The organism is Psychrobacter sp. D2 (genome assembly GCF_013608135.1).
Taxonomy (GTDB): domain Bacteria; phylum Pseudomonadota; class Gammaproteobacteria; order Pseudomonadales; family Moraxellaceae; genus Psychrobacter; species Psychrobacter cryohalolentis.
Genome location: NZ_JACDXZ010000003.1, coordinates 64,387 through 77,615, shown reverse-complemented (window position 1 = coordinate 77,615; position 13,229 = coordinate 64,387). Strand labels below are relative to the sequence as shown.

General features: G+C 42.7%; 10 protein-coding genes. 6 read left to right on the top strand and 4 right to left on the bottom strand.

The window, feature by feature from the left end:
- The first annotated feature begins 18 nt into the window (after positions 1 to 18).
- On the top strand, positions 19 to 1,323 hold the full coding sequence (locus H0262_RS04995) for an arsenic transporter (protein WP_181209921.1): 1,305 nt from the start codon (positions 19 to 21) through the stop codon (positions 1,321 to 1,323).
- Between the two features lie 146 nt (positions 1,324 to 1,469).
- A complete protein-coding gene (gene rpiA / locus H0262_RS04990) occupies positions 1,470 to 2,129 on the top strand; it encodes a ribose-5-phosphate isomerase RpiA (RefSeq protein WP_181209920.1) in 660 nt (219 codons plus the stop codon).
- A 124-nt stretch (positions 2,130 to 2,253) separates the two neighbouring features.
- On the opposite strand, the gene argF is transcribed toward rpiA, so the two are convergent.
- From argF to dnaB, 3 genes are all read right to left on the bottom strand, one after another.
- A complete protein-coding gene (gene argF, locus H0262_RS04985) occupies positions 2,254 to 3,171 on the bottom strand; it encodes an ornithine carbamoyltransferase (RefSeq protein WP_011513792.1) in 918 nt (305 codons plus the stop codon).
- 194 nt (positions 3,172 to 3,365) lie between these two features.
- Complete coding sequence (gene alr, locus H0262_RS04980) at positions 3,366 to 4,472, bottom strand: alanine racemase (RefSeq protein ID WP_181209919.1); 1,107 nt, start codon at positions 4,470 to 4,472, stop codon at positions 3,366 to 3,368.
- A 127-nt stretch (positions 4,473 to 4,599) separates the two neighbouring features.
- The gene (gene dnaB, locus H0262_RS04975; protein WP_011513790.1) at positions 4,600 to 6,003 is read right to left on the bottom strand and encodes a replicative DNA helicase; all 1,404 of its coding nucleotides are present in this window, start codon (positions 6,001 to 6,003) and stop codon (positions 4,600 to 4,602) included.
- Between the two features lie 323 nt (positions 6,004 to 6,326).
- Between dnaB and pdxA the strand changes: the two genes are divergently transcribed.
- From pdxA to H0262_RS04955, 4 genes are all read left to right on the top strand, one after another.
- Positions 6,327 to 7,436 carry a 4-hydroxythreonine-4-phosphate dehydrogenase PdxA gene (gene pdxA / locus H0262_RS04970; protein ID WP_181209918.1) on the top strand — a complete coding sequence of 370 codons (1,110 nt, stop codon included), beginning with the start codon at positions 6,327 to 6,329 and terminating at the stop codon, positions 7,434 to 7,436.
- A 165-nt stretch (positions 7,437 to 7,601) separates the two neighbouring features.
- Positions 7,602 to 8,411: a hypothetical protein gene (locus H0262_RS04965; RefSeq protein WP_181209917.1), complete on the top strand. Its 810-nt coding sequence runs from the start codon at positions 7,602 to 7,604 to the stop codon at positions 8,409 to 8,411.
- A 484-nt stretch (positions 8,412 to 8,895) separates the two neighbouring features.
- Positions 8,896 to 9,759, top strand: a complete 864-nt coding sequence (gene rsmA / locus H0262_RS04960; protein ID WP_011513787.1) for a 16S rRNA (adenine(1518)-N(6)/adenine(1519)-N(6))-dimethyltransferase RsmA — start codon at positions 8,896 to 8,898, stop codon at positions 9,757 to 9,759.
- An 80-nt stretch (positions 9,760 to 9,839) separates the two neighbouring features.
- Positions 9,840 to 10,682: a symmetrical bis(5'-nucleosyl)-tetraphosphatase gene (locus H0262_RS04955; RefSeq protein WP_181209916.1), complete on the top strand. Its 843-nt coding sequence runs from the start codon at positions 9,840 to 9,842 to the stop codon at positions 10,680 to 10,682.
- Positions 10,683 to 10,727: 45 nt separating this feature from the next.
- Here H0262_RS04955 and H0262_RS04950 read toward each other — a convergent pair whose 3' ends face one another.
- The gene (locus H0262_RS04950) at positions 10,728 to 13,208 is read right to left on the bottom strand and encodes a site-specific recombinase (RefSeq protein WP_181209915.1); all 2,481 of its coding nucleotides are present in this window, start codon (positions 13,206 to 13,208) and stop codon (positions 10,728 to 10,730) included.
- Positions 13,209 to 13,229 lie beyond the last annotated feature (21 nt).

The window sequence follows — 13,229 nt, the reverse complement described above, 5'->3', positions numbered from 1 at the left end:
GTTTAAGTAAGGTTGTTCATGCTCGCATTGATTATTTTTATCGTTACTTTAGGGCTAGTAATATGGCAACCTAAAGGTTTGGGCATTGGTTGGAGTGCGATGGGCGGGGCGTTGGTCGCCCTAGCTTTTGGTGTGGTGCAATTATCTGATGTCGATGTCGTGTGGGACATAGTGTGGGATGCTACTTTTACCTTTGTCGCCCTGATTATCATCTCTCTTATCTTAGATAAGGCTGGGTTTTTTGCTTGGGCAGCACTGCATGTAGCGAGATTGGGTAATGGACAAGGGCGTCTATTGTTCCCTATGATTGTGATGCTAGGTGCTTTTATTTCTGCGTTTTTTGCCAATGATGGGGCGGCATTATTACTGACCCCGATTGTGATTGCGATTTTATTACGGTTAAATTTTTCGCCGCCATCTGCATTGGCATTTATCATAGCGACTGGTTTTATTGCTGATACTGCAAGTTTGCCATTGGTCACATCTAACCTCGTTAATATCGTTAGTGCTAACTACTTTGATATTGGTTTTGGACGTTATGCTGCAGTTATGGTACCGGTCAATATTGTCTCTGTACTAGCGACGCTAGTGGTGCTATGGATATTTTATGCACGCCACATTCCAACACACTACTCGATGGCGGACCTTAGTGCACCTGAGTCAGCGATCGAAGACACCTTGGTTTTTAAAGCTGCCTTTCCGCTACTGGCTTTGTTGCTTGTCGCTTATTTTGCGACAGAGTCGCTTGGTATTCCTATCTCGCTCGTTACTGGCGCAGCTGCATTACTGCTCATGGCGATTGCAGGGCGATTTTGGCAAGGCGGTCGTGGGGCGGTGATGTCCGTGCCTGAAATTGTCCGTAAAGCACCTTGGCAGATTGTTTTATTTTCTATCGGCATGTACTTGGTTGTTTACGGTTTGGGCAATGCAGGGTTGACTGCCTACGGTGCTCAAATCTTGAATTGGTTAGGGCAACAAGGCGCCCTAATCGCAACCTTGGGTACTGGGTTTCTCTCTGCTATTGTGGCATCCATTATGAATAACATGCCCTCTACCTTGATAGGCGCGCTGGCGATTGATAGCGCCCAAGTACCGACCGCCACTCGTGAGTTGATGATTTATGCCAATGTTATTGGCAATGATTTAGGACCCAAATTTACGCCTATGGGCAGTCTTGCGACTTTACTATGGCTGCATGTATTGGCAGAAAAAGATTATAAAATCAGCTGGGGGCAGTATATGAAAATTGGTTTGATTATTACCCCGCCAGTGTTATTAGTCACCTTATTAGCTTTAGTATTTTGGTTGCCCTATTTGTCTTAGTCGTAAAAATTAACGTCATATCTTATTATTAGAGGTGCTATTACGCTGACATCTATCAAAGTCATCGGTTATAATAGCGGCGCATTTTACCTCTTTTACCCTTTACTTTTTTTAAAGCGATACGTTTATTTTGCCAAGGACTTATGATGAGTGATCAGCAAGCACAAAAGCAAGCCGCCGCCCGCGCCGCCCTACGCTATATCGAAGATGATATGATACTTGGCGTAGGGACAGGAAGTACAGTGAACTGTCTGATTGAGTTATTACCAACAGTAAAGCTGGCTGGCGCAGTTGCAAGCTCGCAGGTGACAGAAGATAGATTGCGCGCACTTGGTATCGAGATTATTGACTTAAATTTTGCCGGTCAGCTCGATGTATATATTGATGGTGCTGATGAAGTAAACGCGCATTTGCAACTGATTAAAGGTGGCGGCGGTGCGCTCACGCGTGAAAAAATCGTTGCTGCTGCATCGAACAAATTTGTTTGTATGGTTGACGCTAGTAAATGTGTTGAGATACTAGGACGTGAGTTCCCGGTGCCGATAGAGGTGTTGCCACAAGCCCGTTCATATGTGGCGCGCGAGTTGGCCAAAATGGGCGGTGAGCCTGTTTATCGTGAAGACTTTGTCACCGATTATGGCAATGTGATTTTGGATACTTATGATTTAGATGTCAGTAATCCAATAGCACTTGAACAGCAGCTTAATAATATCGTCGGTGTGGTCTGTAATGGTATCTTTGCTGCCAATCAAGCCGATGTGTTGTTAAAAGCCAGCAGTAATGGGGTTGAAGTGCTGACTCGATAATCAATAAGCGCTTGTCTATTAGACACTAACTTGGTTATCACATATTAAAAAAGGCAGAGCACAAGTTATGTGCTCTGCCTTTTTGATATTTATGACTGTATAAATAGCTTTTGAAAAATGGTACCTATATTTTGATTTTGTCTTTTAGCAAAAACTCCATCAAGGCTTTTTGCGCATGTAAGCGGTTTTCAGCTTCATCCCATACCACTGAGCGTGGGTCATCTAACATATCATGAGAGATCTCCTCACCACGATGCGCTGGCAAACAGTGCATAAAGACCACTTCAGAATCGGCTTTATCTAGCAGTGATGGTGTCACTTGATAAGAGGAAAAACGACGCGCACGCGTGTTTTGTTCAGACTCTTGTCCCATGCTTGCCCACACATCAGTGACAATTAAGTGAGAGTCTTTTGCCGCTTCTTGTACGTTTTCAACGATACTCACGCAATGTGAGAAGCGTTTCATCAGCTCAGGGTCAGGCTCAAAGCCATAAGGCGCGGCTACTCGTAGCTCAAAGCCAAACTGATTGGCAGCTTGCATGTAGGATGCACACATATTGTTGCCATCACCGACCCAAGTGACGATTTTATTTTCGATACTACCGCGATGCTCGTAGTAAGTTTGCATATCAGCCAACAACTGGCAGGGATGAAATTCATCCGTTAAGGCATTAATGATTGGTACGCTTGAGTATTTTGCAAAGGTTTCGACTTTTTCGTGACCAAAGGTACGAATCATAATGATATCGACCATGCTAGAGATAACGCGCGCGGAATCCTCAATTGGCTCACCGCGTCCAAGTTGGGTATCATTTGGCGATAAGAAGATAGCGCTACCACCAAACTGTCCCATGCCGGTTTCGAATGAGATGCGTGTACGGGTGGATGACTTCTCAAATATCATACCGAGCGTACGACCAACAAAGGGCTGGTATATCTCGCCTGCATGTTGCATATGACGCAATTCGCTGGCGCGTTTGATGAGATTTTCTAGTTCTTGTTTGGTTAAATCAGATAAGGTCAAAAAATGGCGCAAACTCATAGCAATCCTAGCAGTCGAACAAAGTCAATGAAAATGATACGTTATCAGCCGGCAATTATATCGCGTCAATGCGTATACTGGAATGACAACAAACTTTTAGTATAGCGCAATTACTCTCAATGTAAATGTCCAATTTGCCATGATTTATCAGTCATGCAAACCTGCATTCGATGAGACATTATCTGACATGGCGATTACATCTGTATACGATTTGGGCGTACGCTTAGACGACATAGTAGCTCATAGCCAATCGTATTGGCATGGGTGGCAACTTCATCAACATGCGGCGCATCACCCCATAGTATGACCTTGCTATTTAAAGCGTTACTCTCTGGTACAGCGCTCACATCGATGACAATCATATCCATTGCGACGCGCCCAATCACTGCACATGAGTAGCGTTGCTGATTTACAGCGTCAATGACTGAAACATAAGCATCCCCATTGACAACGCGGGGATATCCATCACCATAACCAATACTAACGAGAGCCGTTTTAACGTCTTGCTGGGCTATCCAGCGGCTGCCATAACCGATGGCGTCGCCAGCTTGTACGGTCTGCAAGGCAATAATTTGTGCGCTAAATTCCATGGCTGGCTGCAAATTTAGCGTATACGCGCTTTGGTCGATAACAGGCGCACTGCCATACAGCATAATGCCCGGACGTACCCAATCATGATGATGCTCTGGGAAATTAACGATACCAGCAGAGTTGCACAACGATCCTTTAATATTAGTACTGACTGTTTGTCGTAAAGTAATTAGCATGTCATTAAAACGCTGGATTTGTATGGCATTCAATGGGTGATCTTGATTGTCAGCATTGGCAAAATGGGTGGTCAAAATCAGCTGATAGCCAGCATCATGCAGAGATTTTGCGGCTGAAATAAGCGTTTGGGTATTAAAACCTAAACGATTCATACCCGTGTTGTACTTTATCCAAACCACTCTAGTGGCGCTATCAACAGGTGGTATTTGCTCTAATGCCCAGTCCAATTGCGGTGCATGATGAATCACGCAACTGATATCATGGTTAATGGCTTGCTGCCACTCATCAACAGTAAAGGCCCCTTCAATAAGCCCAATGGTTTTATCCCAGCCCAATTGCCGTGCTTCTAACGCTTCTCTTAAAGTAGCGACACCGATACCATCTGCTTGCTGTAACGCTGGTAGGACGGCGGCGACGCCATGTCCATAGGCATTGGCTTTTACCATCGCAAGGACGTTAGATTTTGGTGCTAACGCTTTTACTTGATTAAGATTATGAGTAATGGCGGCAGGCTTGATAGTGATTGTACGCATAATCGTCTTCTTTTTTAGCAAAGTGATGAAGGGATAAATTTATAAAGCCAGTAATTCATCAATTGAGTTGATGAGTCACTGGCCATTTTTACGAGCAATTTTGATGCGTAATTATTTGTCAGTTTTATTATTCGTCGTTCTCAAAACTGACATTTTGATAGTATTCTGGCGTCAAATTGATAAAGCGGGTAAATTGTCCTTCAAAACCCAAACGTATGGTGCCGATAGGGCCGTTACGCTGCTTACCAATAATGATTTCAGCCACACCTTTGTGATCTGAGTTTTCATTATAAACCTCATCACGATAGATGAACATAATCAAATCGGCATCCTGCTCAATCGCACCAGATTCACGCAGATCCGACATAATAGGACGTTTGTTAGGACGATTTTCTAGACTACGGTTAAGCTGCGACAAGGCGATAACTGGACATTCAAGCTCACGTGCTAGTGCTTTTAAACTTCGAGAAATCTCAGAGATTTCCCCAACACGGTTGCCATCTAGACCGGGTACTTTCATTAATTGTAGATAATCGACAATGATAGCGCCAAGCTTGCCATCATGATTTTTGGCAATACGGCGGCAGCGTGAACGCAGCTCAGACGGTGGCAGGGCGGTACTGTCATCAATATATAGATGCTTTGACTGCAAATGCTGAATGGCGTTCATCATTTTTGCCCATTCATCTTCATTCATTTGACCTGACCGCAGATGTGTTTGGTTGATTGCGCCCCAAGATGATAGCAAACGCATCACGATAGATTCTGCGGGCATCTCCATCGAAAATACCACTACAGGCAAATCTTCATTAAATAAAATCCCTTCTGCTAAGTTCATCGCAAAGGTGGTTTTACCCATTGATGGACGCGCAGCCACAATGACTAAATCGCCTGCTTGCAAGCCTTGGGTTTTATTATTGAGCTCAACAAATGGGGTTTGTAGTCCAATCATGCCATCTGGATTTGATTTGAGCTCTTGGATTTTATCAATAACATTGGTCAATACGGCAGTAATACCGACAGGTCCACGCTGCTCTGCACGTTTATTATGCTGCTCATTGATGCTAAATATCTTCGCTTCTACGTTATCCAAAATATCGCTGACGGTTTGGTCTTTGGGATTATAGGCTAGGGTCAACATATCATTGCCGGTAGTAATCAGCTGACGTAGTGTAGATAGCTCGCGTACACGCTGGGCGTAAGCCGTCAGGTTAAACAAAGTTGCTGGACTTTGGCTCAAGATATCCGCCAAATAGCTGTCGCCGCCTGCGCTTTTTAGCAGCTTTTGTGCCTCTAACCAATCATGTACCATAACCGTGTCATAAGGCTCATTGACTGCAGCTAAATGCGCAATAGCATCAAAAATATACTGATGTCGCCCAGCATAAAAATCGTCTTTGGTAACGATATCTGCAATCTTATCGTATGCCTCTTCGATACTCATCAAAGACGCCAGCAGCGCCTTTTCAATATCGATATTGTGCGGTGGTGTTTGATTGAGTAAGTCGTCGGTTTTTTCAGTATCTGCCATGAGTGCCTAATATTTCAAAAGTCGGTATAGATGGGTATTGTTGTAAGTATTTATTTTAGTCATGATACAGCAAAGCAAGCGCAATGCATTTCGATGAGAGAAGTACCAAAACGTCATCTCACGCGTGCCAGTAAATGCTACAATCAAAAGCGAAAGTTTAACACATTATGTGATTTTTTCAGCCCAGATAAGTAATTATCTATAAAAATGCCTGCTTCTATGAAATGAAGTTCATGGCATATAACACAGCTTCAAATACGCTCATTTATCATAAAAAATACAATAGAATCAGCTTCTTAATATAATAATAGGATGTTAGTGCTATGCAAGAAAAATTGCCATTATTAATCACGACTGGTGAACCTGCGGGTATTGGTATGGATATCGTACTGCTGCTAGCGGCTGAGGGTAAGTTACAGGATTTTGATCGTCCAGTTTGGGTCACAGCAGATAGCACGGCAATGCAAAAACGTGCCGATGAGCTCATTGCTGCGGGCATACTAAAAAGCTGCCCACCTTGGAAAACGATTAATACAAATGAGGCAATTATAGAAGACGATGATTTTTTAAATCAAATGTCACAGCAGAGTATTAACAGTGGCGCTATTAATAATGATAATGCTTTTATCTTATTAAATATTCCCTGTGCTGCGCCCGTCGCTTGTGGGAAAATTGATATCAATAACTCCGCAATGGTGGTTACGCAGTTGGAAATAGCGCATAAACTGGCAGCCAACAAAACAGTCGCCGCTATCGTCACCGGACCACTACAAAAATCTGCATTGATAGAGGCTGATATTAAACTGTTAGATGGCACGATGTTTAGTGGGCATACGGAATTTTTTATGCAGCAAAGTGGCTGTGATAAAGTCGTCATGATGCTTGCTAATGAAGCCATGAAAGTGGCACTTGTTACAACGCACTTGGCGTTAAAAGATATCCCTGCAGCCATCACTGCCGATAACGTACGCCAAACAGTGCAAATTGTTATCGATGATATGTGTGAGAAATTTGGCTTGACGCAGCCGCGTATCTTAGTTTGCGGTCTAAATCCACATGCGGGCGAGGGCGGGCATTTGGGCGTTGAAGAGATTGAGATTATCAATCCAGTACTACAAGAATTTATCAATATTGGGATAGATATATCAGAGGCGATGCCGGCGGATACTTTATTCACGCCGAGACATTTAGCCAACTGCGATGCAGTGATTGCCATGTATCACGACCAAGGGTTGCCTGTACTTAAGTCGCACGGCTTTGGTGATACGGTCAATTTGACCTTGGGGCTGCCCTATATTCGCACTTCTGTCGATCACGGTACTGCGCTTGATTTAGCAGGACGCGGCGGTGCCAGTGCCACAAGTCTATATCAGGCACTCCTCATGGCAAATGAGATGGCGGATAAATCGCTTATAAATAGACCTCTTGCATAAGTCGATGCCTTAGCGACATTTGTCACGCAGTATTGGGTAATTTTAGTTTGAGCAATACCTATTTATAAATTGCCAAATAGGCTCTACTTAATGTTAGCTAACTAATACTCACTACTTATTGTGCAGTTATATCTTATTGATAATTTATATTGACTAAGGAGAGGTATGAGAAATCTGGGATTAGAAGAATGGAAAAATATTTTTAATATTGGCTTCTTTTTAGTTGTAAGTACAATTGGGATATTGTCTTATCTACAAGCTCGTAAAACACTATTCTCTCCAATAAAAACTGAGATATTCAAGTTGCAGATAGAGGAATTTAAGAAAATCCTAGAGGCATTTAATTATAAGAATCAAAAACAATTTGATGAAGAAACAGGTATTCAAGAAGTATTCAATATAAACGCTTGTAAAATGCACTTGAATTACATCGACTGCTTTTTTAAAGATCAAGTTCAACTATCAGAGGAGTTTAGTCAGAAACTAGAATCTGCTGCTTATGGAACAATTATGAGTAAAGAGAACTTTTTAAAAAATTTCAGGCATATATCTGTTGGTGAGGACGTGGAGGAAGTACCTCGCATAAGTGATCGCAATCCAGTAGAGCCTACCTTGAAATTAGCAAAATGGCATGAATATGAGCAAGTGGATATAAATTATACTAAAAAGTATAACGATGCCACAGAAGAGCTGTCTAATCTAGCTTCGTCTCCTTTACTTGCAAAGGAGTTAGTAGAGAAAATCCATAAAATAATAGAGATAAACAGAAGTAATTTAACTCTTATAGGTGACGTTCTTACTGAAGCTGCGAAAAAAATGCCCACTCAATATACAACAATTGATCAGACTGTTAAATTTGATCCAACTTGGATTTGGAACGAATATAATTCTTCTCGTGAAAGTTTAGACCAAAGTGTTAGTGATGTTCTGAGCTACATCAATAAACACCTAAAAATAAACGAAATAATGAAGTAGTCATATAATAAGAGTAGAGGACTTTATCAATGGTGAAGTAATTGTTGAAGCTTAATTACCATCAACTAAATACGCCATAAATAAATTTTCATAATGAGGGTTTATCAGGCAATTGTTTTACCCAAAAGTCAGCTTACTATAAGCTGGCTTCTTTGTTTTTTGCTACCACTTTCGTAGCAAGCACATCATGAAGTACACTCCGAATATTTCAAGTAATCAAACCGCTGATATCATCAGCTTACAGCCGGAGGTTCAAGTCCTCACTAGGGAACCATGCTTATTCCCATAATAGTCGTTATAATAAACGATTTCAGAACAAAATAAGGCACTGTGTCGATTGCGCTAAGGTATGAGTGGTTTATCGATAAAATATCTCAAAAAGACAGTGCATTTATGAGCTGTGTTATAATTCATTGATATATAATCAGCATATTGCTGCCATAGCGCTATAGCCCATTTATCTTTTACCCATTAAGAATTTTCTATGTCAAAAACTACATTTGATGCTCAATCTATTACCAACAGCCTACGTGCTGCCAAACACCAACCGCGTAAACGCTTTGGTCAAAACTTCTTACATGACCGTAGTGTTATCCGTGAGATTGTTGAGAGCATTCGCTTAGAGCGTGATGACAATTTGATTGAGATTGGGCCAGGGATGGGCGCATTAACTGAACCGTTATTGGCAGAAGTAGATGCGATGACTGTAGTCGAGCTAGATCGTGATTTAGCAGATAGCTTGCGTATCCGTATTGGGGCTAATAGTCATCCAAATTTTGAGATTATCAAAAACAATGCCATGCATGTGGATTATCGGGAGCTTTATAGCGATGAGCGCGGCAAATTACGCGTGGTAGGTAATCTACCGTATAACATCTCAACGCCCATACTTTTTCACTTACTCAGCTATGCCGATGTGATTGAAGACATGCACTTTATGCTGCAAAAAGAAGTGGTTGAACGTATCACCGCTGACGTCGGTAGCAAAACCTATGGTCGCCTATCGGTCATTATGCAGTATCACTGCCATACGGATTATTTGCTCACCGTACCACGTGGTGCTTTTAATCCGCCGCCAAAAGTGACCAGTGCCGTATTTCGTCTGACGCCGCACATTATTAAGCCAGTCGTGGCAGAAGATGAAGAATATTTTGCATTGGTAGTGCGCGAAACCTTTAATCATCGCCGTAAAACGTTGCGCGCTATATTCAAAAAATCAACGTTATTGCCAACGTTGAGCGAAGACGATTTTGCAGCTTGCGCCATTGATCCACAAGCCCGTCCTGAAACCTTAAGCGTGAAAGATTTTGTCAATTTGAGCAATCAAGCGCGTAAAGTAGAAGGCTGATTTATCAGTGCTATTCATACCGCAGATATCATTGATCGCTAAGTAGTATCTACAATATCCACAAGAAAGATTGAGAGCTTATGAGTTATCGTCATCAGTATGTCATCGGTGATTTGCAAGGCTGCTATGCTGCGTATCTTCAGCTACTTGAAACGTTGGATTTTGATCCTGAGCAAGATAAATTATGGTTTGCCGGCGACTTAGTGGCACGCGGCGAGGACTCTTTAAATACCTTGCGTCATGTCAAAGATTTGTGTGAGCAAGGGGCAGCCGCGACCGTACTTGGCAATCATGATATCAATTTGCTAGCCGTATGGCGTGGGGCGACGAAAATTAAGAAAAAAGATAAGACAGCACCGATTTTTGCAGCCGATGATTGTGATGAGTTGCTAGAGTGGCTACGTCATCAGCCATTATTGGTTTATCCTGATAAGCATACGGTGCTGGTGCATGCCGGTATTCCGCCGCACTGGAGTATTGAAGACGCCGAAAAGTATGCACATCAGTTAGAGTCGCAGTTGCGCAGTCATTTAAAACAGCTTGATAGATTGTTGCCAAATCTCTATAGCAAGACGGCAGATAATTGGCATGCAGACATTCATGGATTTACGAAAATGCGAGCGATTGCCAATTATTTTACTCGCATGCGCTTATGTCAGCAGGATGGGCTGCTTGAATTTAGCTTTACCTCAGGGCTAGATGAGCGCATGCCAGAGGATTTTTTGCCTTGGTTTGAATGGCAAGTGCCGCGCACTCGTAAGGTGTTATTTGGGCATTGGGCCGCGCTCAAAGGTGAAGTTGATCTGCCTTATGCTCGTGCACTAGATGGTGGCTGTGTTTGGGGTAATCATTTGCTAGCCTATCGCTTAAGTGATGGCAAGACCATCACGTCAAGTGCGCAGTGCTTGCAGATATCTTCTTAATTTTTTAGTGATTCCAAAAACCAATCAAGCCATCAAATTAACCCATTAACTGGGTAGATTTGGTGGCTTTTTTGGTTTAGGTAGTGGCGTTTTGGCGTCGCCTGCAACTTTGTTATCAGCAGTGCTGTCTTGACTAATCGCATCAGATACCGTCTGATTATTCTCATCAAACGCAGCATGCGTTTTACCATATTGAATATCCTGACTATAAGGGACGCTGCTAAGTGCTTCCTCTGTCAGACCATCATCAAGCTCAATGGTTTTATTTATGGCTGGTTTATTGACGGTAATATGAGCTTCGCGGTTGTTTAGTTCAGGACTCAGCTGATGCTCTGCTGATGGATTAGTATAATGTATATCAGTGACCGCCTGCTGTCCTTCTATTTTCTTCTGCAAGGCTTTTGGGAGCACTTTGACATCAGATAAGCGCCTTACCACATAGTTTTTGGGAAGTGGCTGATTGCTATTTTGTGATGCGGTATCATCGAAAATCATCTGACCTTGGCTATCAATACGGGCATACTTCATCGGTTTGTCGCGTGGCCAGAAAAAGTCAGAAGGATGCGTCATTAAGTGGCTGAAGAGTTGCTTAGTTAAGCGACTCCAATCAACGAATTTCACCTCTTTTGAGCGTAAAGCGACAAGAAGTGCCAGTGAGAAACTGACGATCAAGTTGACCATACCGATAAGTAAGACGCCAAAGACAGAAAGCAGCACCACTTGCCACTCTAGCTGATTGGACGACATATTAAATAAGCCATGAGCCAAGTTCGCTGAAGCAAAGGCAATATGGCGAATATCAATTGGTAAGCCAAATAAGAAACCAATCGTTGCAGTACTTCCTAGGAAAACCCCAAAGATAAAGTTGCCCATGATGGCACCAAGATTGGCTTCTATAAAGCCGCCTAAACGTTGTAGCCATGCTTTGGGCAATAAATACTGTAATAGCTTATGACGCTGAATACGGGCGCCTATCTGGTTGTAGACCGCCAAATTATCATAATAGCCAGCAATCAGACCCGATAAGAATAAATATACCCCAGCAATGGCAGCATGTGGCAAAGCTAGTGAGCGAAAAGGGTCGAGATCATGAAGTAGGTGAGCCGCCTTATCGGTATCAATCATCGGCGCGCCAGTATATTGCAACCAAGCAAAAGAGATGATCAAGGCGACTGGTATAGCCATCATAATATTACCCATGATGGCAATGAACTGGGTGCGTAAAATATCGACCACCAATTCAGACAGCTTATTTAACTGATGGGACTTTTTACCCGAGCTGTCTGATATGGTTGAGGCGATAGCTGCCGCTGTCATGGCAGGCTGTTTGGTAGCGACTGTACCATGGACGATGTGGATGAAAACAAAGCCCAAACCATAAATCATACTATTGACAAAGGCGCGACCCATTGGTGCGAGAGCTAAGTGATATGCCAATATCTTAGTCGTCGCCATAAAAGCAATGATAAAGCCACCGATAGAGGCTTTTTTAAACATCTTCTGATAACCGGATTTATCAGTACTAATATAGTGTTCGCCAACGCGGCTGGCGTTTTCAGTGACTTTTCGCGATAGCAGCTTAGTATTATTGTCAATCAAATAGCCAATACTATAACGATGACTGGCAGTCGTAATCAGCGCTTGAATCAACTCAATTATTGCCCGATCGCGCTTATCGTAGTTGTTTGCTACCAGCTCAGTCAATATACGCATGCGCTGTAAGCTTTGATCTAAGCGTAGCATCATGTTGGTTAGGCGAATAGAGATACCGGTTTTGTAAATGCGCTTGCGTATGGTGGCAACGATGTCTTCGCATTGCTCAATCATGACCAATAGAGGCGCTGGATCCACAGCTTTTTCGGGAATGATATCAGTTAAGGTGTCGAGCTCATGTGCTTCTCGGTACTGATTGACGTACAAGACTGCTTCTTGATTTTGTGCCACAAACGACGCTGAATAATTCAGCATTTGCGGGTAAGATTCCATCAAATCTGGATGCAAGCCAATACCGCTGATACGATACGATAAAATGATAATCGCGTTCAAAATACTGTTTTTTGCCGTCGCAACTAAGTTTAGATGCTGCTCATGGACTTTGAGTAGCCCGACCAGCTCATCCCATTTTTCTTTTTCGATATGGGCAAGCCAGCGCTCATCAGAGCGTTTATCAAATAAATAACCGACCAATTCTACGACAGAATCTTCTTGTGGCAGTAGTGGCAAAAAACGATGACCAATCAAACGGCGCAAACTGTAAAAGAAACCCTGATCTGACATAATGCCAGTATCGGTATAAAGAGCGATCTGGCGGTATTCGATAATAAGTTTTAGGACGAAACTCGACAGCCCATCGCCATATTCTGGATGCTGACGTAAAACTTCAATAAGATTTTGAATATTCTGATTGGCTAAAGTAGGCTCTTTATCACTTACTCGTAGCTCATCGATTAAGCGCTTAAGTACCGCGGGATCTGGTACATCACTTAAGGCAGTAATCTGTTGTAAAATGTGTTTTATCTCTGACACATCGTATCCCTTATGGTAGTT

What these genes read in the sequence shown, in the direction of transcription:
- H0262_RS04995 (WP_181209921.1), top strand. Translation starts at nt 19, where the DNA reads ATGCTCGCATTGATTATTTTTATCGTTACTTTAGGGCTAGTAATATGG.
- rpiA (WP_181209920.1), top strand. Translation starts at nt 1,470, where the DNA reads ATGAGTGATCAGCAAGCACAAAAGCAAGCCGCCGCCCGCGCCGCCCTA.
- argF (WP_011513792.1), bottom strand. Translation starts at nt 3,171, where the DNA reads ATGAGTTTGCGCCATTTTTTGACCTTATCTGATTTAACCAAACAAGAA.
- alr (WP_181209919.1), bottom strand. Translation starts at nt 4,472, where the DNA reads ATGCGTACAATCACTATCAAGCCTGCCGCCATTACTCATAATCTTAAT.
- dnaB (WP_011513790.1), bottom strand. Translation starts at nt 6,003, where the DNA reads ATGGCAGATACTGAAAAAACCGACGACTTACTCAATCAAACACCACCG.
- pdxA (WP_181209918.1), top strand. Translation starts at nt 6,327, where the DNA reads ATGCAAGAAAAATTGCCATTATTAATCACGACTGGTGAACCTGCGGGT.
- H0262_RS04965 (WP_181209917.1), top strand. Translation starts at nt 7,602, where the DNA reads ATGAGAAATCTGGGATTAGAAGAATGGAAAAATATTTTTAATATTGGC.
- rsmA (WP_011513787.1), top strand. Translation starts at nt 8,896, where the DNA reads ATGTCAAAAACTACATTTGATGCTCAATCTATTACCAACAGCCTACGT.
- H0262_RS04955 (WP_181209916.1), top strand. Translation starts at nt 9,840, where the DNA reads ATGAGTTATCGTCATCAGTATGTCATCGGTGATTTGCAAGGCTGCTAT.